The 24,700-nt window shown below is 55.8% G+C and carries 22 protein-coding genes; 4 read left to right on the forward strand and 18 right to left on the reverse strand.

All coding sequences use genetic code 11. From position 1 onward, the window contains the following. Positions 1 to 60: 60 nt before the first annotated feature. Complete coding sequence (locus K8I01_11965) at positions 61 to 660, forward strand: hypothetical protein (GenBank protein ID MBZ0221133.1); 600 nt, start codon at positions 61 to 63, stop codon at positions 658 to 660. 111 nt (positions 661 to 771) lie between these two features. On the opposite strand, the gene K8I01_11970 is transcribed toward K8I01_11965, so the two are convergent. The 6 genes from K8I01_11970 to K8I01_11995 form a co-directional block, all read right to left on the reverse strand. Beyond that, positions 772 to 1,590 carry a hypothetical protein gene (locus K8I01_11970; GenBank protein MBZ0221134.1) on the reverse strand — a complete coding sequence of 273 codons (819 nt, stop codon included), beginning with the start codon at positions 1,588 to 1,590 and terminating at the stop codon, positions 772 to 774. An 88-nt stretch (positions 1,591 to 1,678) separates the two neighbouring features. Beyond that, positions 1,679 to 2,398, reverse strand: a complete 720-nt coding sequence (gene pyrF / locus K8I01_11975) for an orotidine-5'-phosphate decarboxylase (GenBank protein ID MBZ0221135.1) — start codon at positions 2,396 to 2,398, stop codon at positions 1,679 to 1,681. Between the two features lie 107 nt (positions 2,399 to 2,505). Next, on the reverse strand, positions 2,506 to 3,159 hold the full coding sequence (pyrE, locus tag K8I01_11980) for an orotate phosphoribosyltransferase (GenBank protein ID MBZ0221136.1): 654 nt from the start codon (positions 3,157 to 3,159) through the stop codon (positions 2,506 to 2,508). A 159-nt stretch (positions 3,160 to 3,318) separates the two neighbouring features. Next, the gene (locus K8I01_11985) at positions 3,319 to 3,594 is read right to left on the reverse strand and encodes a hypothetical protein (GenBank protein MBZ0221137.1); all 276 of its coding nucleotides are present in this window, start codon (positions 3,592 to 3,594) and stop codon (positions 3,319 to 3,321) included. A gap of 2 nt (positions 3,595 to 3,596) precedes the next feature. Then, positions 3,597 to 4,769 (reverse strand): KamA family radical SAM protein, encoded by a 1,173-nt coding sequence (locus K8I01_11990; GenBank protein ID MBZ0221138.1) that lies wholly within the window; start codon positions 4,767 to 4,769, stop codon positions 3,597 to 3,599. 17 nt (positions 4,770 to 4,786) lie between these two features. Beyond that, positions 4,787 to 5,056, reverse strand: a complete 270-nt coding sequence (locus tag K8I01_11995; protein ID MBZ0221139.1) for a hypothetical protein — start codon at positions 5,054 to 5,056, stop codon at positions 4,787 to 4,789. A gap of 357 nt (positions 5,057 to 5,413) precedes the next feature. Between K8I01_11995 and K8I01_12000 the strand changes: the two genes are divergently transcribed. Then, a complete protein-coding gene (locus K8I01_12000; GenBank protein MBZ0221140.1) occupies positions 5,414 to 6,085 on the forward strand; it encodes a hypothetical protein in 672 nt (223 codons plus the stop codon). Between the two features lie 238 nt (positions 6,086 to 6,323). Continuing rightward, positions 6,324 to 7,310 carry a class 1 fructose-bisphosphatase gene (fbp, locus tag K8I01_12005; protein MBZ0221141.1) on the forward strand — a complete coding sequence of 329 codons (987 nt, stop codon included), beginning with the start codon at positions 6,324 to 6,326 and terminating at the stop codon, positions 7,308 to 7,310. Positions 7,311 to 7,432: 122 nt separating this feature from the next. Here fbp and K8I01_12010 read toward each other — a convergent pair whose 3' ends face one another. Further along, positions 7,433 to 7,825 carry a hypothetical protein gene (locus tag K8I01_12010; GenBank protein MBZ0221142.1) on the reverse strand — a complete coding sequence of 131 codons (393 nt, stop codon included), beginning with the start codon at positions 7,823 to 7,825 and terminating at the stop codon, positions 7,433 to 7,435. Between the two features lie 99 nt (positions 7,826 to 7,924). On the opposite strand from K8I01_12010, the gene K8I01_12015 reads away from it, so the two are divergent. Further along, complete coding sequence (locus tag K8I01_12015; GenBank protein ID MBZ0221143.1) at positions 7,925 to 8,869, forward strand: universal stress protein; 945 nt, start codon at positions 7,925 to 7,927, stop codon at positions 8,867 to 8,869. A gap of 25 nt (positions 8,870 to 8,894) precedes the next feature. Here the strand turns inward: K8I01_12015 and K8I01_12020 are convergent, their stop codons facing one another. The 11 genes from K8I01_12020 to glnE all read right to left on the reverse strand — a co-directional run bounded on the left by K8I01_12020 (position 8,895) and on the right by glnE (position 24,608). Further along, the gene (locus tag K8I01_12020; GenBank protein MBZ0221144.1) at positions 8,895 to 10,337 is read right to left on the reverse strand and encodes a potassium/proton antiporter; all 1,443 of its coding nucleotides are present in this window, start codon (positions 10,335 to 10,337) and stop codon (positions 8,895 to 8,897) included. Positions 10,338 to 10,423: 86 nt separating this feature from the next. Next, positions 10,424 to 11,803, reverse strand: a complete 1,380-nt coding sequence (gene mnmE / locus K8I01_12025) for a tRNA uridine-5-carboxymethylaminomethyl(34) synthesis GTPase MnmE (GenBank protein ID MBZ0221145.1) — start codon at positions 11,801 to 11,803, stop codon at positions 10,424 to 10,426. A gap of 158 nt (positions 11,804 to 11,961) precedes the next feature. Continuing rightward, positions 11,962 to 13,524 carry a membrane protein insertase YidC gene (gene yidC, locus K8I01_12030; GenBank protein MBZ0221146.1) on the reverse strand — a complete coding sequence of 521 codons (1,563 nt, stop codon included), beginning with the start codon at positions 13,522 to 13,524 and terminating at the stop codon, positions 11,962 to 11,964. After that, on the reverse strand, positions 13,517 to 13,771 hold the full coding sequence (gene yidD / locus K8I01_12035; GenBank protein MBZ0221147.1) for a membrane protein insertion efficiency factor YidD: 255 nt from the start codon (positions 13,769 to 13,771) through the stop codon (positions 13,517 to 13,519). Before yidD ends, yidC begins: the two co-directional genes overlap by 8 nt. Before the next feature lie 2 nt (positions 13,772 to 13,773). Next, positions 13,774 to 14,136 (reverse strand): ribonuclease P protein component, encoded by a 363-nt coding sequence (gene rnpA, locus K8I01_12040; GenBank protein ID MBZ0221148.1) that lies wholly within the window; start codon positions 14,134 to 14,136, stop codon positions 13,774 to 13,776. Between the two features lie 162 nt (positions 14,137 to 14,298). Beyond that, complete coding sequence (rpmH, locus tag K8I01_12045; GenBank protein MBZ0221149.1) at positions 14,299 to 14,454, reverse strand: 50S ribosomal protein L34; 156 nt, start codon at positions 14,452 to 14,454, stop codon at positions 14,299 to 14,301. A 192-nt stretch (positions 14,455 to 14,646) separates the two neighbouring features. After that, a complete protein-coding gene (dnaN, locus tag K8I01_12050; protein MBZ0221150.1) occupies positions 14,647 to 15,750 on the reverse strand; it encodes a DNA polymerase III subunit beta in 1,104 nt (367 codons plus the stop codon). A gap of 291 nt (positions 15,751 to 16,041) precedes the next feature. Next, positions 16,042 to 17,373 carry a chromosomal replication initiator protein DnaA gene (dnaA, locus tag K8I01_12055; GenBank protein MBZ0221151.1) on the reverse strand — a complete coding sequence of 444 codons (1,332 nt, stop codon included), beginning with the start codon at positions 17,371 to 17,373 and terminating at the stop codon, positions 16,042 to 16,044. 289 nt (positions 17,374 to 17,662) lie between these two features. Next, complete coding sequence (locus tag K8I01_12060) at positions 17,663 to 18,910, reverse strand: Glu/Leu/Phe/Val dehydrogenase (protein ID MBZ0221152.1); 1,248 nt, start codon at positions 18,908 to 18,910, stop codon at positions 17,663 to 17,665. A gap of 70 nt (positions 18,911 to 18,980) precedes the next feature. Further along, positions 18,981 to 21,470, reverse strand: a complete 2,490-nt coding sequence (locus K8I01_12065; GenBank protein ID MBZ0221153.1) for an AAA family ATPase — start codon at positions 21,468 to 21,470, stop codon at positions 18,981 to 18,983. A gap of 3 nt (positions 21,471 to 21,473) precedes the next feature. Further along, the gene (gene glnE / locus K8I01_12070; protein ID MBZ0221154.1) at positions 21,474 to 24,608 is read right to left on the reverse strand and encodes a bifunctional [glutamate--ammonia ligase]-adenylyl-L-tyrosine phosphorylase/[glutamate--ammonia-ligase] adenylyltransferase; all 3,135 of its coding nucleotides are present in this window, start codon (positions 24,606 to 24,608) and stop codon (positions 21,474 to 21,476) included. Positions 24,609 to 24,700 lie beyond the last annotated feature (92 nt).

Below are 24,700 nucleotides of genomic sequence, written 5' to 3' on the forward strand. Positions count from 1 at the left end.
CAGCAAACCTTTTCCTTCATACTCTGAATATGTTCAATGCACGAAAAAAGGAGGTGCCGCATGCACAGGAAACTGCATCTGCCAATCTTATTGATCTTTTTTGTCGCGCTCTCGAGCCTCGCGAGCGCCGTTACCGCGATAGAAGGCAGGTCGGCAAAGGAATTCGTCACTGACTGGCCTGAGGCCGCGCGGAACGCCGCGAACCAGATGGTGGACAAATACGGCGAGCCCGACGAGATTACGCCGACAAGGCTCATCTGGCGCGATAACGGGCCCTGGATGGAGACCGTCCTGCATAAGGATGTCGTGAACCACAACTTCCCCAAGGAGCATGACGACACCCTTCGCCAGACTATTCCCTTCCAGGTGCCTCCTGACAAGTTCGACGAGCTCGCGGAGTTTGACGGGAGCGTCATAGTGGAGCGCACGCTGGGGACCGCCTCTGCCATGTGCGACCGCGAGGAGGCGAACTTCCTGGCCCTGAACCTGGCCAACGACATAGTTAATGAAAAGATAACGGTCGAGGAGGCCAGGGAGCAGTACGCAGAGATAATACAGGGCCTCATGGAGGGGGAGGAGCACCCCTATACCCAGGGCTTTGAGTTCGATGTGGCGAGCGTTGAAGACACGCGGTTCGAGGACGAATCGGTAATAGGATAAAATTATGAGAGATAGGAGCCCTCTTAATAGAGGGCTCCTATCTCAAGATTGCAAGGCGAGATTTTTGTCATTCCTCAATTTTCCAGATTCCCAGCCCAAAAAATTGACGTATTATTTATCAAAATTAATCGCCGTAAAGGCGACCTTGTCAGCGATTATTCTTTTACGCTGAACCAAAAAGAAAAGAATAATTAGCAAAATAAAAAACCATGGTATCAATGGTATCCATATTGGAGATGCGCTAAACACAATAAAATCTCTCCCGGAAAGTAATACTCCTATAATAGGTGAAACGATTGAATTCATTATGAGTAAAAACATAATAATTGCAGAAGGACCAAAAAATTTATCTCGCGGAAGGATTTCTGTCTTAAGACATTGTTCATATGTTAGCACAAGTTTTCCGAATTTTTTGTTTATTTTTGCCTCAATATCTCCGGCTATAAAATCACTAGCCCTTCTCATTCTCATAGCTTCACCTACCCATAATATAAGAAGAATTAATGTAATCATAGGAATGACTCCACTGAATAATAGAGTTATTAATTTCCAATTTTTTTCCGGGTTATCGATCTGCATTGCTCCAGCGTAAATCGCTCCAATTACAGTTAAGCCGAAAATTATTGATTGTGCACGAATGGTAATAGTATTCAAACTTTCTGTTCTTAAACTTTCGTACTCCTTTAATAAGGCATCTATTTCACTAGAATCTGAACTGTTCCAATCTTTTTTATCATTTTTTTCATTTTCTACTACTTCGGTTAGATAATCGATTTGCATAATGTCTTGCTTGGAGCGAGGACTTCTGTGTCCGATCTTGTTTTTTAGAAGACGCTCCGTATCTCCTTCATTTCGAAATTGCTTATCGTCAAGTGACTGCTTCGACGACTCTTTATCTTTGCTCGTTGTTCCCGAAATTGAATCTGCCATAAGGTCCTTCCTTTTGTAAACGATTTCCAAAAAGAAAAAGTAAAAACAAATTGGACTTTCTTAATTTAACGGACGTCCCTCTATTTGATCAAATTCTGTCCTGTATCGCATTTTCTATTTCGGAAGCGATCCTTTCCGCCGCGCCGGCCGGGTCTTTCGCATCCCTTATGGGGCGGCCCGCGACGATGTAGTCTGCTCCGTTCGATATCGCCTCAAACGGCGTAACTATCCGCTTCTGGTCGCCCTTGGCGTCTTCGGCCGTGCGCACGCCCGGCGTGACGATGAGGAAATCCGGGCCGAGCGCTTCTCGAACGGCCTTTGCTTCGAGGCCGGAGCAGACTACCCCGGCGCACCCGGCGGCTTTCGCGACCCCGGCACGGTGGAGGACAAGGGATTCGGGCGTGAAGTTCGCGTCAATCCCCGCATCGGGAAACGACTCCCTCGAAAGGCTGGTAAGGACCGTGACTCCGAGCACCTTTGTATTCCCGGCTGCCTCTGCCGCGGCCTTGAGCATGGAACTGCCGTCCGATGTGTGGACGGTAATGAAGTCCGCGCCAAGAGCAACGGCCGACCTCATGGCCCCCTTTACGGTCTCGGGTATGTCGTGGAATTTGAGGTCCAGGAATACGCCCCTCCCCCCGATTTCCCGGACCGTCCTCACCACCTCCGGGCCAGAGGATACGAAGAGCTCAAGCCCTATCTTGAATACGCCCACATGGTCTTTGAGGAGGCCTATATACTTCCGCGCGCCTTCGAGGTCAGGCACATCAAGCGCGAATATTATCCTGTCCTTCGGAGAAAGGCTCATTTTGCTACCTCTTGGGTTAGATCGGACTGAAACAAGAAGAGGCCGGGCCCGAAAGGGCCAAGCCTCTTCTTGTTTTTACTAAAAAAGGCCGTTCGCAAAGGAGTCCCTCAGAATACCGGCCTCTCTTTTTCCCTCTCCTTCTTCTTCCTTTCCTTCTCCTCTTCCTCCATCTTCTTATTGTGGACCTCCATGAGGTCCGACAACGTGAAGATGGGGTCGACCTTAACGCCGGTCTCCTTCTGGATGTTCTCGGCGCCGCCCTCTTCCCTGTCCAGAAGAGGTATTACGCGGAGCACATTATAGCCCGCCTCCTTGGCCTTCTGCACGGCTTTGATGGTGGAGGCCCCGGTCGTGACCACGTCCTCGACGACCACCACGTTGGCGCCGGGCTTCACGTCGCCCTCTACCCAGGCCTGTGTGCCGTGCCCCTTTGGTTCCTTCCTCACGACGAATACGTCAAGGTACTTGCCCCTGACAGTACATGTGAGGGCCGCCGCGTAGGCTATTGGGTCTGCCCCGAAGGTCATGCCGCCCACCGCGTCGATGGGCGCGAGCTTCAATTTCTGGAAGTACGCGTAGCCGATAAGCTCCATCGCGACCGAAGAGAGGGCCGTCTTTTTTACATCTATGTAGACGTTGCTTTTCTTGCCGCTTGAAAGCGTGAACCCGGCCTCGTCATATTTGAAGGACTTGTTATAGAGGATGTCGAGGAGTTCCTTCTTATAGTCCTCATCCATTATCTGGTGCGAAAAGTCTTCCATGCCCTGCTCCTTTACAGTTATGTGCTTCCCGTATAATATAGTATTAACAGGGCCGGAAATCAAGGCGGGGGACGCAGGGGAATGAACTATCCCGCCGCAAGCGGCGGGAATTCAACCCAGAGAGATCAAAGGAATCAAGGTTTGAGGCGGGAGAGGAGTTCAGTCCTTGTCCACGCGGGTCTTTTTCAAGGCTGACTTGAAAGGGATCACGTTCCGGCTCCGGTCCTTGAGGAGGGCCGCAAGAACGGTCTCGTGCCTCCTTTCAGGATCGAGCTCGAGGCTCTTGAGCGTCCTCATCTGGGCGGGCGTGGCCGTAAGCCAGTTGAGAAAATAGTTCTCCCGGTCCTCGATCCCGGCCGGCTCCTTTTCAGCAAGACCGGGCTGAACAGCCGCTCCGCCGCCTTCCAGTCCGTCCAGGAGGTCGTCGCTCTTCATTACTACTCCGGCTCCGAATATGTATAAATCTTGTTCTCGTAATTCCTGAGCGTCAGTTTGCCCTTGGCCTGGGATATGAGGTAAGTGGGCGCAACCGGGATCTTCCCCCCTCCCCCCGGCGCGTCGACCACAAAGGTCGGCACCGCATAGCCTGTAGTATGCCCCCGGAGCTCCTCCATTATATTGATGCCCACCGAGACAGGCGTCCTGAAGTGGCCCGTGCCCACTGCCATGTCGCACTGATAGATGTAATATGGCCTGACCCGTATCTTGAGGAGCTCCTGCATGAGCTTTTTCATCACAGCGGGCCTGTCGTTTACGCCCTTCAGGAGTACGGTCTGGCTGCCTAGCGGGATCCCCGCGTCAGCGAGCATGGAGCAGGCCTTCTCGACCTCGGGAGAAATCTCCTTCGGGTGCGAGAAGTGGATGCTTATATAGAGCGGGTGGTATTTCCTGAGCATCGCGACGAGCTCCCCGGTCACCCTCATGGGCAGCGTCACAGGGACTCTGGTTCCTATCCTTATCACTTCAAGGTGCGGTATGGCCCTGAGCCTTTTTATATAGTCCTCGAGGACCTCGGTCTTCATCATGAGCGGGTCGCCGCCCGAGATGAGGATATCCCTTATGGATTTTTTCGACTTGATGTATTTTATCGCGTCATCGAAGCGCTCTACGGGCATGGGCGGGTGCTCTTCCCCGACCATCCGTTTCCTCGTGCAATACCTGCAATACATGGCGCAGGAATCGGTCACTATAAGGAGGGCCCTGTCAGGATACCTGTGGACGAGCCCCGGAACAGGGGTATGGGAGTCCTCTCCGCACGGGTCTACCATCTCGCAGGAAGAAACGCTGAATTCCTCGAGCCTCGGTATTGCCTGCTTCCTTATGGGGCATTTGGGGTCCTGTCTGTCGATGAGCGTGAGAAAATAAGGGGTGATGGCCATGGCCAGGCGGCCGGTGGCGCGCTTGATTCCTTCCTCTTCCCGCCGGGTAAGGGGAATGAGGTCTTTCAACGCCTCAAGGGAGGTAATGCGGTTTTTGAGCTGCCATTTCCAGTCGTTCCAGCTCTCAGGCCTTGAAGCGGGGCACTCGATATACTCGGCTAAATCGGACCTTACCGCGACTTTAGCCGCTTTGCTACTGGGCGGTTCAGAGCTTATTGAAAGCCCTTCCATTCGGCTCCTCCTACCGTCTAAGCGGGTTTTTCGGTTTTGACCAGGTTCAACTGCGGATTCTGGAGCTCTTCCATAGCCTTTTCGTAGGCTATCTTGTATTTGAAACCCTTTTTAAGGTATTTCCAGATGAATTCGACCTTCTTTGCGTCCTCTTCAGAATATTCCCTGAACTCCTTATCCCCGATGAGGATCTTCCGGGGTTTTATAAACCCCTTCTGCTCAAGGTAATAGAGCTTTTGCCTGGGAATATCGATTTTTGAAAGAAGTTCCGGAGTTCTTATGCCCACCCCTATAATTGCTCCTGTATTTGAATGAAGGGAACATAATTAAGTTCAAAAATAATCTGCGATATAAAATTAAACTTATTTTATAAATCAAACTCAAACTTGTCAAGAGAAATTGCGGTTTGAAAACGTTTTTAAAAATCGCTTTGTAGGCCTCTCGAAGCTTTTGGAGAGCAAAAAGGGATCAATCATCCCATTTAAAAAAGCAGCATGAATTTTTAAGACAAATATCAGTGCGTTAGTGTGGTTCATGTGTAAAAATGCGCATGTGGGCCGGGGGCGCTCCCCTAAACTTGAAATTAAGGCCCTTTTTTGCTAAAATTTTTATCCGGGGCATTCGCCCTGAAGAGAGGAGTCTTCATGAAGAAAACCACGAAATGGCGCCAGGATTTCTTTAACGAGGTCGAGCCCATACGGCTTAAGGAGCCGCTTGCGCACCTCCTGGGCGCCCAGGACGAGAACGAGCTTTTCGTCATCAACTACACGGATGCCGTGCTGGTGGCCGGTCATTCATGCCCGGCCGTTTCAGGCGCATACAGGCTTACGCAGAAAGCACTCAAGGCCCTTTACGGCGAAGAGGTCCCGGTAAGGGGAGAGATAAAGATTCTAGTAAAAGGCGGTCCCGGCGACCTGGCCTATGGTCCCCAGGCCCATGTAATTTCACTCATAACCGGAGCTGCCGGCGCAACCGGTTTCAAGGGGCTAGGCGGGAGGTTCGGCAGGAACAATAAGCTTTTCTTCGACGCCGAGGACCCCCAGTTCAATACCTTCGTCTTCCAGAGGGAGGATAACGGAAAGGCCGTTCAAATATCCTACAATCCCCAGGCCCTCTCAGGAGACCCGAGGATGAACGACCTCATGCCCAGGGTCATGAGAGGCATGGCGACGAAAGAGGAGAAGGAACTCTTCTACAGCCTCTGGCAGGGTAACGTAAGGAAGATCCTCCTTGAGGACGAGAAGTACCCCGGCCTCTTCGAGCTTACCAGGTTAGAGGGCTTCCGTTTCCCCGATCTCAGGGCAGGCGCGTACTGAAAAACCGCATCCCTCCGCGCGCTTTAAAAAGGACGAAAAAGGGCTTCACATCCCCTGATTTCAGTATATAATCAAGGGTCGCAGCTTACAGGCTGCTCAAAAAACTCAAGATGCAAGGAGTCGAAAAATGAGGAATGAGCGTACTTTTATTGTACGCCGGAGTGTCCAATTTTGAAGACGACGCAGCAGATTGTGTTTTCTGCAGCCTGTTAGAAAATTCTCCAGAGGAGGGCCCTTCATGTCCATCGGGATGACCCTTACCAAGTTCCTTCTTGAAGAGCAGAGGCGGCACCCGGGCTCGACCGGAAATTTCACGGCGCTTTTCTCGGACCTCGTAACCGCCGCAAAGGTCATATCAAGGGAAGTGCGGCGCGCGGGCCTCATAGACATACTCGGGGCATCAGGCAACAGCAACATTCACGGCGAGGAGGTCCAGAAGCTCGACGAGCTCGCAAACGAGACCATCATCAGGGCCATGGAACACGGGGGACACCTCTCCGCAATGGCCTCGGAGGAGATGGACGACATCATTCACGTGGACGGCAAGTACCCAAAAGGGTGCTACCTCCTTCTTTTCGACCCTCTCGACGGCTCATCCAACATAGACGTGAACGTAAGCGTGGGCACGATCTTCTCAATACTCAGGTGCCGGGACGGCAAGGTCACGGCTGAAGACTTCCTCAAGCCCGGGGTCGAGCAGGTCTCGGCAGGCTACATCCTCTACGGTTCGAGCACCATGATGGTATACACGACAGGCCACGGCGTACACGGCTTCACGCTCGACCCTAGCGTCGGCGAGTTCCTCCTTTCGCACCCGGATATCAAAATTCCAGAGAAAGGGAAGATATTCAGCATTAACGAGGGGAACAGCAAACACTGGCTCCCGGGGACAGGGGCTTATATAGAGAAGCTCAAGTCGGACGGGAAGGACTATAGCGCCAGGTACGTGGGCTCCCTCGTATCGGACTTCCACCGTAACCTCTTGAAGGGCGGCATCTTCCTTTATCCGGCGGACAGGAAGTCCCGTAACGGCAAGCTCCGCCTCCTCTACGAGGCCAACCCGCTTTCGTTCATAGTCGAGCAGGCAGGTGGCCGCTCATCGAACGGCATCGAAAGGATTATGGAGATAAAGCCTGGGGAGCTACACCAGAGGACGCCCCTTATAATCGGGAGCAGGGCGGACGTTGAAGAGGCTGAGTCGTTCTGGAAGGCACACATTGCCTGAGCCGGCGCACGGGCCTTGAGCAAGGCGCAGGTGCTTGAGTTTTTCATTTCGGCGAGCGGAGAGGATATATCGCCTTTGAATCTCAGCTCTCCGTATACCGGAATTCAATCCGGGTGGTCATATCAGATGCTTTCCCCGGCCTTATGATAATCGCATGCCGTCTTTTCCGATTCAAAATAGATTACAGTGCCGTCCTCCCTTGAAACGATAATGGCTTCGGCCTTGTCCACCACGTTCCCCGTGACCGGGTCGATCGCGTAGCGGAGCGCGCCGGTAGACAAGAGCCTTCCCACGCAGTTCGGGCAGCAGCCGTAATATGTATTCCCGTCTATCTCTACAGGGATGTTCCCCATGAATGAGACCCGGTCCTGCACCATGCAGACCTTTGAGCGCTCGACCTGCCGAAGCGCAGTCTTTTCGTGGCCTGCCGTTTTTCCAGCATGCGAATTGAAGTAAACGGCGGCCGCTATTAGCGAAGCGGCTATAATGACTACGGCTAAAATCCTCGTAAACAACGCTATTCTCCTCTGCCTATAATCCGACCCGATAATATCATTTCAGCCTTGTTTTTGGAAATCCGCTTTTCCGGTCCCTGTTGCCTCTTTTCGAGGGCGATGATATACTTCATCATCATGAAACTCGAAAGCATACTGGCAATAGGGGGAGGGGAGAGGCAGGAGGCCGCCCTCGAATGCGCCGCCAGGCTCGCAAGGCACGCGAAGGCCTCTCTTGTGCTCGCCGACGCGCTCGAGGACCTGCCGGCAAACCTCAAAGGCGATAATTCCTTCATGGACCTCTGGAACAGGGTCGCAAGGGAGGAAGGCGACGAGCTTGAGTCCTCCCTCGATTCGCTCTCGTCGAAAGGGGTAAGCGCCGAGGCGAGGCTCCTTATCGGGACCCCCTTCATCGAGATAATACGCGAGGTATTAAGGGGCGGGCACGACCTGGTCGTCAAGGGCTCTGAGAGGACCGGGCGCTTGAGGGGCGCCTTCCTGGGCAGCAATGACATGCACCTCCTCCGTAAATGCCCCTGCCCGGTGCTCATTACAAAGCCGTCGAAGGGCTGCCATTTCGAGAGGATACTGGCGGCAGTGGACCCTGACCCGTACCATCCGGAAAGGAACGCGCTCAACGTAAAAATACTGGAAGCGGCCGCGACAATTGCAAAGGCCTGGGGCGGCGTTATACACGTCGTGCACGCCTGGGAGCTCCTTTCCGAAAGCCTCTACAGGGTAAGGAGCCTCCTCTCGAGCCAGGACCTCGAGGCATACCTCAATGAGACCCATGCCCTGCACGCGAGATGGCTAAAGGAGATAGTAGAAAAGGCGGCCTTGAGCGGCTTACGGCATGAGACGCATCTCGTAAAGGGAAGTCCCTGGGACATCATCCCGGCGATGCAGAAGGAGAAAAAGGCCGGGCTCGTCGTGATGGGGACGGTAGGAAGGGCGGGCCTCCCGGGCCTCCTCATCGGCAATACCGCCGAAAGGATACTCGGAAAGATAACCTCGTCTGTCCTGGCGATAAAGCCCGACGGTTTCGTCTCGCCGGTCCAGCCTTGAAATAACAAGGGCCCTCTTTCCGGCCTTACCTCTTCTCCGAAAGCACTGCCTTTATCCTGTCGAAAGAGCTCCTGTCGGTCAGCACGAAAAGCTTGTCTTTCTTCTCCAGCACGGTCCTTCCGTCGGGCACGATGAACTTGTCGTCCCTCCATATGAAGACTATGAGCACGCCCTTGGGGAAGCCCGCGTCAACGACCTTCTTTCCGATCACAGCCGAGCTCTCCGGCACCTCGACTGGCGTAAGCTCGCTCTTAAGCTGCTCCGCCATCTTCTGGAAGGTCTCGGGCGCGAAGGGCTCGGTCACCTTGAGAAGCTTCGCGATAATCGGTATGGTCGTGCCCTGAACGAGCGCCGAGGTAAGGACTATGAAGAAGACGATATTGAATATAAGGTCCGCCCCTTCCATCCCGGCCACGAATGGGAAGGTCGCGAGTATGATCGGCACAGCGCCCCGTAACCCCACCCATGAAACCAGGGCCTTGTCCCTGAACGGCACCCTGAAGAAATAGAGGGTGAGAAAGACGCTCACGGGCCTGGCAACGATTATGAGGAAGGCAGATATGAGGAGCCCCACCCCGATTATGGGGACGAGCCGCGATGGGAAGACCAGGAGCCCGAGCGTAAGGAACATGCCTATCTGCATAAGCCACGCAAGGCCGTCGTGGAAGCTCAAAATGCTCCTTCTCTTAAGGAAGTCGCTCTTTCCCATTACGAGACCGGCTATGTAGACCGAAAGGAAGCCGTTTCCTCCGAGGGCGGCCGATGCCCCGTAGATGAGGAGCACGAAGGAGAGGGTGAGGACCGGATAGAGCCCGTCATATTCGAGCTGCAGCCTGTTCACGGTATAGGTCATGGCCCTGCCCATCAAGTATCCGGTGGCAGCGCCGATGGACGCCTGCAGGAGAAAAAGCGGGACCATGTCCACGAGCCTGAATCCGGGGGTCATTATGAGCCCGATGACTCCGATCGTGAGGAATACCGCCATGGGGTCGTTGGAGCCTGACTCGAGCTCAAGGAGCGGCTTAAGGGGTTTTCTAAGGCTCACGTTCCTTGAGCGTAGTATGGAGAAGACCGCGGCGGCGTCGGTAGAGGAGACGATCGCGCCAAGGAGGAGTCCCTCAAGGAAACTGAAATCCGTGATCACGGAGACGAACCAGCCCACAAGGAGCGCGGTTCCGAGCACCCCGGCGCTTGAAAGGGCGATGCCTTTCCAGAGGACCGGACGAATGCTCTCCCAGTTCGTGTCAAGACCGCCCGAGAAAAGTATGAACGAGAGCGCCACGACCCCGATGGCCTGCGTGAGCACGGGGTCGTCGAAGTGGATGCCAAGGCCGTCCGAGCCTACGAGCATCCCTACCAAAAGGAATATCAGAAGCGACGGCACTCCGAGGAGGCTCGAAGCCTTGCTCGCGAATATACAAAGTATGAGAAGGAGAGTTACTCCTATTAAGATGTATTCTATGGACATATTTCCTTTCAGCTGCGGTGAAAGCCCTGATGGAAGCCAATTCAAGTCTCTTGCGGCAGGACAGAGTCTCTATTTGTATTTAAAATTCACTTTCCTATGCAGAAGGAGCTGAATATCATCTCGAGCACGTCATCCGGCGTGGTCTCGCCGGTTATGGCCCCGAGCGAATCGATAGCCTCCCGTATGTCGGCCGCGACGAACTCCCTAGGGAGCCCCGAACCAACGGCCTCCCGGGCTCTCCTGAGCGCACGGGAAGACCTTTCAAGGCAGTCCCTGTGCCGGACAGAGGCAACCAGCTCGCCCGGCGGGGAGGAATGTGCGCCCGCAGGGTGCCCGGCCACCTCCCTGAAGATGAGTTCCCTAAGCTCCTCGATCCCTTCCTCCTTGAGCGCGGATATGAAGGCAAGGGGCCTTCCTGCAAAGGCCCTCTCCGCATCCTCTGCCTTTACGGCCGGGAGGTCTTTCTTGTTCGCGGCGATAATGACCTTTTTACCGGAGAGCCCTTCGAGTATGGCGAGGTCTTCATCAAATGCGCCGGACATGTCGGCTACATAAATGACGAGCCCTGCCTCTGCGGTCTTCTCCCTTGCGAGCCTTATGCCGATCTCCTCTGCGCGGTCGCATGACTCCCTGAGTCCGGCCGTGTCCATGAGCATCACGGGGATGCCCCTTATGTTGAGGACCACTTCTATTACGTCCCTTGTCGTGCCGGGCAGCTCGGTCACTATGGCCCGGTCCTCCTGAAGGAGCACGTTCAGGAGGCTCGATTTCCCAGCATTGGGCCTGCCGAGGATGATCGCCTTCACGCCCTCGCGGAGCGCCGCGCCCTCGTCAAAGGTCTTGAGCATCTTCAGAAGCGCCTCCATTGCGGCTGAAATTGAAGCGCTCATCCCTCCATCAGAAAGGATATCCACCTCCTCGCCCGGGAAATCCAGCTCAGCCTCCAGCCGCGCAAGAAGAGAAACAAGCGGCCCTTTTATCGACGCGACCTTCCTTGAAAGCCCGCCCTCGAGCCTGCCGCGCGCGGCCGCAAGCGACAGCCCTGTTTCGGCCATTATTATGTCTGAGACCGCCTCTGCCTCGGCAAGGTCCATCTTCCCGTTGAGAAAAGCCCTCTTCGTGAACTCGCCGGGGAGCGCGGCCCGCGCGCCGGCTGAAAGCGCGGCAGATAGTACCTGCCTTAAAAGAATCGGCCCGCCGTGGCAGTGTAGCTCCACAACGTCTTCGCCGGTATAGGACCTGGGCCCCTTCATAAAGACCAGGAAGCCCCTGTCCAGGAGCTCGCCCTCGGCTGAGGTTATGAGGCCGAAATGAAGATATCTCTCTTTCAAGCCGTCAATTCCGGGCTTAAAAAGCTTAAGGCTCACGGCAAGGGCATCCGGCCCGCTTATCCTTATAATCCCTATGCCGCCCGGCCCCGGGGCTGTCGCTACAGCTGCTATGGTGTCAGATATGCCTTCTTTCATGGCCTTTTCCGAAAAAATGCAAACACTTTGATTCCAGGGGGGAACGCCGCGGTGAATCGAATCGGTTTCGTGCTCAATAAAAAACCCCGGCCCTTGGGGGCCGGGGTTTCTCTTCGGCTTTGTCCGGACCTCCCCGGAACTCCTTATTCCTCTTTCCCTCAGGCCCTGGCCTTGACCGGGGTCTTGTATATGAAATACTGCTGCCCTATGGTAAGGACGTTGTTTACGAGCCAGTAGAGCACGAGCCCCGACGGGAAAGTCAGGAACATGAACGTGAATATGAGCGGCAGGAACATCATAATCTTCTGCTGCGCCGGGTCCATTGCCGTGGGCGTCATCTTCTGCTGCACGAACATGGTCGCGCCCATGAGTATGGGGGTTATGTAATACGGGTCCTTGGCAGAAAGGTCCTGTATCCAGAAAAAGAACGGGGCATGGCGGAGCTCTATCGCCACATAGAGCACCTCGTAGAGCGCGATGAACACGGGTATCTGGAGCATCATCGGCAGGCAGCCGCCGAGCGGGTTTATCTTGTTCCGCTTGTAGAGCTCCATGAGCTCCTTGTTCATCTTCTCCTTGTCGTTCTTGTACTTTTCCTTCAGCGCCGCGAGCTGGGGCTGCATCTTCTGCATCTCGCGCATGGAGTTGAGGCTCTTTTTCGTAAGCGGGTAGAATAGTATCTTTATTATGAACGTGAGCGCTATTATCGCGATCCCGTAGTTGCCGAGGAACCTGTTGAAGAAGTTCAATATCACCAGGGAAGGCTTCGCAAGCCAGTCGAACCAGCCGAACTCTATCGACTCCTCGAGGCCGAGGCCCTGCTTTACGAGCCTGTCGTACTCCTTGGGGCCGATGAAGGAGCCGTAACTGAATGAAGCCGTCTCGCCCGGGGCGAGAGTCAGGGGGAGCTGAAGCGCTGCCCTGGACTGGCCGGGCGCGGGCGCCTCAGCAGACCACGAGACCTGCTTCTCGGCCTGAGGTATGAACGCGGAGAGAAAATACTTGTCCTCCAGGCCTAGCCACTTTAGCTGCCCGGTCCCGGTTGAGGCAGGGTCGCCCTCGTCCTGCCTTGTGAGCTTGTCCGCGGTCCTTATTATGGGGCCCTGGTGGTAGCCCGTGTCGTCCTTGCCCGAGACGTCCGCGAAGAGGACCGTCTCGGCCCTCACGGAAATCGTACTGCCGGTCGGGTTCGTGACCTTGAGCCCGGTATCTATGAGGTAAGCGTCGCTTGAGAAGAGATAACTCTTCTCTATAATAAGGCCCGTGGAGGAGGTCCCTTTATAGACGAGCTCAGCTTGCTGGGATTCATTTATTGTGACCGCCTCCGTTGAGGGGAAGAAGCTTATATTCTCGACAGTCCCGTTTATCTCAAGGCGCGTAGCGAACGAGTTCCGCTTTCCGACCTTCTCAGAGGCGTTTACGGTGCGGCCGTCTTGAAGCCCCTCGCTGTATTTCTTGAGCTCGAAACTAATTATGCTGCCGCCGTTGCTTGAAAGGACGGAACTGAAGAGCGGGGTCTCGACTGTCGTCCGCACCTCTTTAACCGGCGGGGGCGCTGGCAGGGCCGGGGCCGCTTCCCGGGCCTGCTGCTCCGTTGGAGCCGCTGCCTCCTCCGCTGTCTTTTGAGCGTCCTGGGCAGGGTAGAACTGCTGTATGAAATAAGGGTAGAAGAATAGCACCGCCATCGAGAGTATCAAGGCGATCCAGACTTTCTTATCCATGCTGTGGCGTCCTGTTCAGTTGTTTTTCCCTTGCGGGCGGCACCGGGTCATATCCGCCCTCGTGCCATGGGTGGCACTTTAAAAGCCTTCTGGCGCCGAGGTACGACCCCTTCAGGGCTCCGTGGGCCTCTATTGAGGCTCTGGCGTATTCCGAGCAGCTCGGGTAGAACCTGCAGGAGGGCGGAAGGACCGGCGAAATAAGGGTCTTGTAAAGGGAAATAATGAATATGAGGGGTTGCTTGAGCATTTCTATCCGGAAGCCGGCCCAGGCTGGCCGAGCGCCTTTTTAAGTTCCTCCTCCACGCCTTTGAGCCGGCCCGCGTGCTCGAGGGTTTTTACCGAGATAAATATGTCGGTAGAGGCGGGGAAAAGCGCCTTGTTCTGCCTGAAGAACTCACGGAGGAGCCTCTTTATCCTGTTCCTTTTGACAGCGCCTCCGGTTTTGGTGCTGACCGCGATCCCGAGCCTTCTTGTGCCGAGCCCGTTCGGGAGAAGGTACACGGTAAAGCTCCTGGTGGAGAGCCTTTTTCCGCTCTTCCGGACCCTTTTAAAATCTTCGGGCCTGAGCAGCCGTTCTTCCTTCGAAAAGGAAAACCCTTCTTTTCCTTTCATCCGGCCGGCTCCCTTTTTTAATTCCGGTCGGAAAACCAATGGCTTTCAATCCAGGAATGAACGACCGCCCTTCACCTGCCGGTTTTTTTTAGCGAGCGGCGGCGGGTCGCCTTTTTATCTCGGTTATCCGGATACCCCAAACTTAAGTATGGAACGCCGGGCTTACTTACTGGAGCTTACGGTCACTGAAAGGCGCTTCCTTCCCTTTGCCCTTCTCCTCTTTATTACGGCCCTTCCGGCCTTTGTGGCCATCCTCGTAAGGAACCCGTGGGTCCTGAGTCTCCTTTTATTGCTCGGCTGAAATGTCCTTTTCGGCATGGCGTGTCCCTTTTCTTTTTAGTTCTGCTGTGTGCTGTAAATAGCGGGGCATGGCCCTGGTCAAACCTCTATTTAGACACAGGGAGTCCTTGAATGTCAAGCGGTTTCGGTTAAGGAGCTAGCCGGAAAACCTGGTCGTCTGCGGTATGGCGTTCCGGGAAAAAAGCCTTCCTTCCCGGGCGGACGTACGCATCAGAGCCTCATGGGCATGATTATGTAGGTATAGTCCTCGCCCCCGGCCGGCCTTATGATTCCCGGCGAAAGAGAGTCCTTCAGGTTTATCCTTACCTCTTCTTCCTTAAGCGCCTCGAGCACGTCTATGAAATAGCGGGCGTTGAAGGCTATATCTATATCGCCTTCCGAATAGTTTATGTCGACCTCTTCGGTGGCTTCCCCTATCTCTGGGCTTGAGGACGACAATACCAGCTTCGAGTTCGAGAAGTTGAACTTGACCCCTTTTATCTTGTCGGTCGAGAGTATGGAGACCCTCTTGAGGGATGAAAGAAGGTCTTCCCTTTTCGCTCTCACCACCTTGTCATTGTCCTTGGGGATGACCCTCCTGTAGTCCGGGAACTCGCCTTCAAGAAGGCGTACCGTGATTACGGTATTGTCCCTCTTCATGACCGCGTTCTTCTGGGTTATGCCTAGGAAGAAGTCCCCTTCCCTCTCATCGAGGACCTTCTTCATCTCCATTACGCCTTTTCGCGGAAGGAGCACCCCTTCCTTCTGGCCTTTTGCTATATTGTCGCCTTCGCTTACAATGAGGGCAAGCCTGTGCCCGTCTGTTGCGACCATCTTTATCCTGCCGTCCTCCCTTTCGAGAAGGAAGCCGTTTATATTGTACCTCGTCTCATCGGTCGATACCGCGAATGAGGTCTTGTCTATCATGTTCCTCATGGTCTCGCCGTCTATCGGCTGTAGCGACCCCTCTTCCGGGTCCGGGAACGAGGGGAACTCCTTTGCCGGAAGACCCATGATGTTGAACCTTGCCTTTCCGGCCTTAAGCGTAAGCTTGTCGTCCTTGCCGGTCGATACGTCTATCTGGTCGCCAGGGAGCTCCTTGGCTATCTCGAAGACCTTCCTCGCGTTCACCGTTACGGAGCCTTCCTCTGAGACGCCTGCCTGGGCCGCGTCCCTGATGAAGACCTCCAGGTCGGTAGCCATGATGGTCACCTTGCCCTTTGAGGCGTCCAGGAGCACGTTCGCGAGTATGGGCATGGTGTTCCTTTTTTCCACGATGCCCTGTATCCTCTGGAGCACCTTTATGAAGTCTGGCTTACCGATAGTGAACTTCATCCTGTTCTCCTGTATTTGGATTTGTATTCTATCTCTTTATAATCTCTTAGAGAGTAGTAGATAGTAGTAGGCCCTGTTAATGTGTTGATAAACGCCCAAGCCCTTGAAAGGAAAGACTAAGCTCTGGCGCTCAACTGTTCGTAAAAGAGACGCCACCGCTAACCTTCTGCCGCCCCGGCAAATGCATCAACAGAAGGCCCCTACTTACCAACACCACGCGGTGGCATACCAACAAAAAACCCCCGGGGTGTTGATAAAGCTGTTGGGACAACGCCCAAGAGCTTGAACGAGCTACCTTATGCCGAGGTTCTGCTTTAAAGAACGCAAGGCCTGCTTTACCTCGCCGTTCTCTTTTATCGCCTTTTCAATCTTCTTACAAGCGTGTATGGCCGTCGAGTGGTCCTTCCCTCCGAAAGAAGATCCTATTTCAGGGTAAGAGAAGCCGCCGTACTCCCTCGCGAGGAACATGGCTATCTGCCTCGGTAGCGCGATATTCTGGTGCCTTCTCTTGCTCTTAAGCTCCGAGGGCTTTATATCATAAAACGAAGCGACGGCCTTCTGGATTTCGTCTATGGTGAAGACCTTCTCCTCCATCTCCTTTATGAGGTTCTTAAGAGCCTCCCTGGCCATAGAGAGGTCTATATCACGGTTCGTAAGGCTCGATACCGCGATTATCCTGTTAAGGAAACCCTCGAGCTCCCTTACGTTTGAGCCGCATACCTCGGAGAGCCATCCTGCCACGTCGTCCGGGAGGCGCACGCCCTCGGCCTTCGCCTTTTTCCTGAGTATCGCGATCTTGGTTTCCGTATCAGGCGGCTGGATATCCGCGACAAGCCCCCACTCGAAACGCGACCGGAGCCGCTCCTCGAGGCCGTTCAGGTCCTTCGGGAACTTGTCGCTCGTCACGACTATCTGCTTGTGGTTTTCGTAAAGGGTGTTGAATGTGTGGAAGAACTCCTCCTGCGTGCCTTCCTTACCGGCCCAGAACTGGATGTCGTCGATAAGGAGGACGTCGACGTTCCTGAACCTGCTCCTGAACTCGCTCATCTTTTGGCGGCTTACATAGTTTATGAAGTCGTTTACGAAGCGCTCGGAGGTGTAATAGCAGACTTTTGCGCTGGGGTTCAGGGCGAGGACCTTGTGGCCTATTGCCTGGAGGAGGTGGGTCTTTCCGAGACCCACGCAGCCGTAAATGAAAAGGGGATTGTACTTGCTCCCGAGGTTCCCGGCGGCGGCAGAGCAGGCCGCGTGCGCGAACTCGTTGGCCTTGCCCACTACGAAGTTCTCGAAGGTGTACTTGCCGTTGAGGGTCGAACCTGTCTGCCTGGGGGCCTTGCCGCTTTCCTTTTCCTTTTTCCTGGTGGCAACGGCCTGGGGCTCGTCACTTACAGACCAGGCAAGCTCAAGGCCTTTCTTCGACACCTTCCGGAGTACATCTTCCAGGAGGACGAGATAGTGCTCCTTTATCCACTCGAGAAAGAAACGGTTCGGCACCTCGAGCTCGATGTGGGAAGAGCTTCCGCCCAGCACCCTTATGGGCTTGAACCATGTGGCAATGTGCTGAGGGCTTACATGGGTCTCAATCGATTTGAGGCAGTTTTTCCAGATAGCTTCGGAATCCATTTGCACCACGGGTTCCGGCAGCTCTGTAAGAAAGAGGGGCAAACGAGGCCAGAACGATTGCTCTACCGCCGGAAGATATTCACAGGGTTATTCACAGATGTTGATAACTGGGGCCTTTTCGTAGGGAGCCAATTTATCAGAGTGGAAGGGTGATTTCAAGGGTTTTGAAGGGCAGGTGAAAAGAAATTTATATACCTCAAAAAACAAAAATTTATCAGGTAGTTAAGTGTGGAAAGAGGGTGTCCAGCCATCGGATCCGCCCAATAAAGGCCTTCTGAAGCCCCTATGGTCAGGGAAATAGACCCCTTATCTGGACCGCGTCCGCCACCCTTTTGACCCCCAGGACCATGGCGGCGGTCCTCATGTCCATCCCCTTGTCCCTTGAAAGGGAAAGCACCTCGTGGAATGCCTTTTTCATTACGGCGGAAAGGCGCGAATCAACCTCTGCTTCGTCCCAGAAGAACCTCTGCAGGCCCTGTACCCATTCGAAATAAGAGACCACCACGCCTCCTGCGTTAGCGAGGATGTCGGGGATGATGAATACTCCCTTTGAATTGAGGAGCTCGTCAGCTTCTGCCGTAAGGGGGGTATTCGCGCCCTCGGCGAGTATCTTCGTTTTGACGAGGTGCGCGTTAGAGGCGTTTATCTGGCCTTCAAGCGCGGCGGGTACGAGGAGGTCCGTCTCTAACGATATAAGCTCGTCGACAGCAAGGTCCTCAGAGCCCCTGAAGCCCTGCACCGTGTCGGAAGCGCGTTTATGCCGGACGAGCTCCTTTATATCGAGCCCCTGCGGGTTGTAGACCGCCCCCTTTGAGTCGGCTACCCCGATTATCCTCGCGCCGGCCTCCTCGAGTATGGCGGCAGCGTTAAAGCCGACCTTCCCGAAGCCGAGCACGATCGCGGTCAGGCCCTCGGTCTGCATGCCCAGGTGCTTAAGGGCCTCGAAGACCGTGGTCACGAGACCGGAGGACGTAGCCTTGCTCCTTCCGAGCGAGCCGCCGAGGCTAACGGGCTTACCTGTCACGACCCCGGGGACCGAGTACCCCTTCATCATGGAATAGGTGTCCATCATCCACGCCATGACCTGCTCGTCCGTATAGACGTCCGGCGCGGGTATGTCGGATTCCGGGCCTATGAGGAGGCCGATCTCATAGGTGTATCTCCTCGTGAGCCTTTCGAGCTCGCGCCTGCTCATGCCCGTCGGGTCGCAGGCAACTCCGCCTTTTGCGCCGCCAAAGGGGATGTCAACCAGCGCGCATTTCCAGGTCATGAGCGCCGCGAGCGCGGTAATCTCGTCAAGATTGACCTTCGGGTGGTAGCGGACCCCGCCCTTTGCGGGCCCCCTCGCGAAATCGTACTGCACCCTGTAGCCCGTGAAGTTCGCTACCGAGCCGTCGTCCATCTCTACAGGGACCGAGACGATAAGGGAACGCTTCGGATTCCGGAGCCTTTCGTATATAGACCTGGGGAGATTGAGATGCCTGTTCGCCTTCTCAAGGGCCAGAAGCACCTCCTCGAAAACGCCTTTTTCAGCCATATTACCCCTATATCCGCGAAACCGATTGATTTTAAATGCGGCAAAAAAGGCGAAACGCGCACCTATTCAACTATTCACCATCCTGAGGCGCCGTGTCAAGGGACTGGTCCGGGGTTTCCGCATGAATGGGACTTGTCTGGGTGGCATCCCCGTGAAGGTCTTTTTCAAAACCGGCCTGAACAGGCCCGCCCTGCGGCCCAGGGAACTTTTTCTCGATCGGGGCCGGTAAGGCAATCGGCTCCTCTTTTTCCACCGCGTCTTTTGACCAGAGGGTCCATATGAAATAGCCGGCGGCAATTGCGGCAACGAGGAGGAGTATTATCCAGAGTATAGCGCTCGATGCGCCTTTTTTGGAGGGCACGCTCTTTACAGTGGTCTCCTTTTGGCCCGTTGCCTCTTCCCTGGGAAGGGGTTTCTCTGGAGCCGATAGTTGAGCGGACTTATTCCCCGGCGAGGAGGATACGGTGGGCGCCGGGACCTCCGCTGCCTTTTCAGGAGGAGCGGCTTTAGACGAGGCCTCATTAAAGGGTTCCGGGGCCGCCGGCTCAAGGACGTGCTCGTATTCCATGAGCTCTATTAGCTCAGGCTTCTGAGGCCCCCTCTCAACAGCTTCCGGCAATACCCCCGCGGTTGCCTCGGGGCCCGGTTCAACTGGAACGGCCTCGCGGAGCGCGGTCCCGGTCTGTCCAGCGGCCCTGGGGACAGTCCTCTCGAAAACGGCCGCCGCCTCTCTCAGTGCGGCTCCGGGAATGCCGCCGGTCTTCTCGAATATCTCGCCCGGGTCAGGTGCTGAGAGGGCGACGCGGACAGCTGCCTCGCCCTTTGCTGATTTCGCCCGCGATTCTATAAGGAGGGCGGTCTCCTCGGAGGTCATCCCGCCTGTCATGATCCGGGTAGAGAGCCTCTCGTCGAGCTCCTTGAAGGCGGGGTCCTTGAGCCTTTCTGCCAGGCCAGGCCCGGCAGAAAGGATAATCTGCAGGGTCTTGAGCCTTGTAAGATACTGGACGAGCTTAAGGCAGCCGGGTGAAAGAGAGTCCGCGCCGTCTATTATAACGAGGCTCTGCCCGCCCTGGATCTTATTCTGGGAAACCCGCATCCCGAGATTGAGGAGCTGGTCCTTTACGGTCCGGGCATCGCTATTCGAGCCCAGCTCGGAGTTAAGCTCCTTAACAAAATCGAGCTCCTTTGCCGACGGCCTCAGTACGAGCGCGGCAAGGACCTTGTCCTGTGAAACCCTTTTAAGGAGTTCAAGGAGCACGGTGGTCTTCCCGGCTCCCGGCTCTCCGGTAAGGAGCACGGGGCCCGAGTGCTTTCTTACGGCCTTGACGAGGGATTCGAGTGAACTGGCCTCTGCCCCTGAAAGGGGCGGCTCTGGCGGGAAGCCCGCGAATGGCCCGGCCCCCTGGGGCGCCCGGCTGTTTAGCGTTAGCCTTTTAAGCCCGGAGAGCGCCTCGGTGTTCCAGGGGTTCTTTGAGATGGCGGTTGAGAACGCCTTTCCGGCCTCTTCGGTACGCCCCTGGGCGAGAAAGACCTTTCCGAGGTAGAGCCATGCGCCGTCCAGGTCGTTATTGAGGTCTATGGAGTCCTTGAGAAGCCTCTCGGCCTCGGCAATCCTTCCGGGGTCGTCGTTATAAATGGCCCAGCCGAGCGCGGCCCAGTATTCGCCCTCGCCTGGCGAGATGGTGGTTATGTCCTTCAGCATGTTGATGGCGGAGCGGAAGTCCTTTTTCTGGAGGGCGGCCTTGGCGCGCATGAAAAGGAGCTCGGCATTGAGCTGGGAATCTACCTGCGCCTCGGGCGCTCGGGCCTCCGGGGCCGATTCCTTGAGCTCGTAAGTCCCGTCAGTTGACCCGCCGCTCTCTTTGAGGAGCCCGGTCATTACAAGCGCGAGGGCGATGGACAGGGCGCGGTGGCGAAGGAGGTCAGATGAGCCGAGCGCTTCCTCGAGCGTGCCGCCCCCGTAGAGCGTCTCTATGAACCGCATCTCCTGCAGGTTGAAACGGAAGTCTTCAAGCTTGTACGGGCCCTCGCCCTCATGGAGGGAGAGCCGCTTGTCCATGTAAGACCCGAGCTCTTTTTTTATGTTCGATACCGGGTAGAAGCCGAGGCTTATGCCCTCCAGTATGAGTTCCGCAGGATGGAGCGGATTATCGGGAAGCCCTTCCGGGATAGGCGCCTTCACATACCTGTAGGAGCCCTCCTCCCAGTCGAATACCTTAAGGAGCCTCCTCTTGAGCTGAAGACGCAGGAACTCTTCAAGCTTTTCCTTCGTAAGGAGCCCCATGGAGATAAGCACCTCGCCGTGGCGCTTCCGCTCCCGGAGGACAGCTTCGAGCGACCCCTCGTACTCCTTCTCGGATATTATCCCCTCATGCATGAGGAGCCTTCCCAGAACCTCTCCAAGCACGTTCGAGCTCGCCGCCACAGGAAGGCCCCGCCTGAAGAAGAAGCGCTTCTTTACGGGCTCTTTCATGATGTCTAGGACCGCGGTCTCGTCCTGTTTAAGATATATGAGGTGCAGGAGCCGTGGAAGCCCGATACTGCCCAGTTCGCTTTTCATCCGTCAACCGTCCTTCCCGTCCCGTCGAGGGGGAGGGGCCGTCTTAAGCCCTTCAAGGCTCTTTGAATAGGAATCCCTTACCCTTTCGGCAATGCGGGCGTAATCCTTTAGGAGCCTTTCCGCGGCATCCGAGCCGGAATAGCCAGTCCTTCTTGCAAGCGTCGTAAGCTCCTCCGAGCCCCTAACGAGGTAGCCCTCGGGCCTGTCGTGGACTATCCGCTGCCTTGTCTCTATGAGCCGCATGAAAGACCAGGCGCCCGAGAGGAAACGGAAGTCGTCTTCCGGGATGAATCCTCCCCGTTTAAGCCTGAGGAGCGCCTTTTGAGTATAAGGGGTCCTGAGGGCGTTTTTTTCAGAGCCGTATCTCAACTGAAGCGCCTGCACCAGGAATTCTACGTCCACTATGCCGCCTGCCCCGGTCTTGAGATTATACCGTCCCGCGTCCTCCTTGGCAATTTCAACCTCCATCCTTTTCCTTATCCGGAGCATCTCTTCGATATCGGCCCCGGTGAGAGGCTTGGAATAGAGGACCTCCCAGAGGCCGGAGACGATGCCGCGGCCGAATTCGAGGTCCCCGGCAACGGCGCGGGCCCTGGTAAGCGCCTGCCTCTCCCATACGAGCGTCGGGCCGGAGTGGTATTTGTAGAGCGCCTCTTCTGATACTACCAGGGGACCCGCGCTCCCGGAGGGCCTGAGCCTGGCGTCCACGTTGAAGACGAAGCCCTCCCGCGTGCGAAGCGTCAAAGCGCTTATCATCCTCTGCCCAAGCTTAACGTAGTATTCATGAAGGGATATATCCTTCGGCCCGCTGGTCCTGTCCTGGGAATTTCCCGAGTAGACGAAGACGATATCCAGGTCGGAGCCGTAGATGAGCTCCCGGCCGCCGAGCTTCCCCATGCCGATGACCGCGAACCTGCCGGACTCGGGGGGGTCCCCGTAGCGCTCCCTTAAGCTTCCCGCCGCTATCTTTAGCGCCGCATCGAGCGCCGCCTCGGCTATGAACGATATCTGGCTGGAGACCTGCCTGGGCGTTAGAGCTCCGCCGACGTCGTTAAGGCCTATCCTGAAAAGCTCCTGGCTCTTCAGCCTCCGGAGTCCGTCGAGCACATCCTCGTACTCCTTGCCAGACGCCGCCTCGGAGAGGAAAGCGCCCGCTATCTCCTCGCGCCTCTTGTAGGGTATGGAGAGCTCGTTTGAGAGGAGTATGTCGAGGCTTTCAGGGTGCTCTATAAGGTCCCGCGAAAGGAAGACGCTCGTGCCGAAAAGTCTCATGAGCTCCTCGAGCACGCGGGGGTTTTCGTAGAGGAGCGAATAGAAAGTGGTCCGGGCGCCCACGGACGATATGAACCTTTCAAGGTGGGCGAGGCTCTTGTCCGGGTCGGGCGAGCCGGCTGCCCTCTGGAGGAACATGGGGGCGAGCCTCTGCAGCATGAGGCGCGCCCTGGAAGACAGGCGGGCAAAGGGCGGGCCGTCCCGGAGAAGCTTCAGATTCGCGTAAGCGGCCGCAGGGTCGCAGAAACCGAGGGCGCGTAGCCTTGATTGCGCTTCTTCCTCCGGGAGGTCGGCAGTAAAGAGGATCTTCACCTCCTCCGGGACCTCCGGGGCCTCGCCGGACCTGTAGAATAGAGACCTGAAGACCTCGTGCACGCCCGAGGTCACTCTCCTGTATTCGTCCCAGAAGTGGCTTGCGGCCTTTTCATTTTGCGAGCCGCGGAAACCCATCATCCGGGCGAGCCTTTCGAGGGCGGCCTCACTTGCCGGTATGGCCTGGCTCTGCCTCCCCTCGATTATCTGGATCCTGTGCTCGAGGTCCCGAAGAAACGAGTACCCGGCCGAGAGGCGCTCCGCCTCATCGCCCCGGACGTAATTATGCTCCTTGAGCTTCAGAAGCGCGTTTAGCGTATTCCTCTCCCTTATGAGCGGGTCCTTTCCGGCGTGTATGAGCTGAAGTGCCTGGCAGAAGAACTCTATCTCGCGTATTCCGCCCGCTCCGAGCTTCACGTCAACCGCGTCAGGGTTCCGCCGAAGGAGGCTTAAGTCTATCTTCTCCTTCATGGTCTTGATTTCATCGATGGCCGTGAAGTCCAGGTACTTCCTGTAGACAAACGGCCTTATCATGGAGAGGAACTCCTCCCCGAGCTCGATAAAGCCCGCTACCGGCCTTGCTTTTATCATGGCCGCGCGCTCCCAGGGCTGGCCCCAGGACTCGTAGTAGACCTCGGCGCTCCTTAGGGAATTCGCGATATCGCCGCTACGGCCCTCGGGCCGGAGGTCGAGGTCAACCCTGAAGGCGAACCCCTCGTCGGTCACATTGGATATGAGCTTGGTGACGAGCATCGAGACCTTGACGAAGAAGGCATGGAGGCTTATGACGGAGCCGGGCTTGCCCTCGACCCCGGCGGTCTCGCCCTTGTCGGATGAGTATATGTAGAGTATGTCTATATCAGATGAGAAGTTGAGCTCCCGGCCCCCGAGCTTCCCCATGCCTATGACAACGAACCCGGCCTCCTTCTTTACGCCCTCAGCGTCCTCGTATAACGGGGCGCCGTAAGTCCTTTTGTGGAGCTTAATGGAGAAGGCCACGGCCGCTTCGAGGCACGCGGAAGCGAGGTCGGAAAGCTCCCTTGTCGTCTCCTTCAAATCCGCTACCCTTAAAAGGTCCCTTGAGCCTATCCGGAGATATTCCTTCTGCTTAAAAAGGCGTATCTCCCTTGAGGCCTCCTCGACGGATTCAAGCCCGCGGGTCCTCTTTTCTATTTCCATCCTGAGCGATTCCGCATCGCGAGGAAGCCCGAGGGCTTCCCTGAAGAGCCATCCGGCATAATCGGGGTTCCGGGCCAGGATGCCCGAGAGGAAGGAAGACGAGCCGCAGATGAAGAGGAGCTCCCCAATCTCCTTATCCGAGAGCGAGCTTACGCTTTCTCCGGAGCCCGAGACTACGCCTTCGAGGTTATTGAGGGCCGCGTCAGGCGAGGGCGCCTCAAGGGATAGTTTAACGACCGCATCCAGGCGGGCCGAGAGCGGGCTTCCTGAAAGGATCTTAAGGTTCCTGAGCGCGCCGCTGCCGTCGGCATAGCCGAGAGAGGCGAGCGTAAGAGAGGCCTCTGATTCAGTCTTGCTGAGTATTTCGCCTATCATGAGATGGGATGATAAGACATCGCGGTTAAAAAGGCAATAGCCCTCCCGGAGGCGGTCGTCCTGTAAACCCGCCTCTTTCTTGACAAATCAGA

This window comes from Deltaproteobacteria bacterium (genome assembly GCA_019912665.1).
In the GTDB taxonomy this organism is placed as follows: Bacteria; Desulfobacterota; GWC2-55-46; order GWC2-55-46; family GWC2-55-46; genus UBA5799.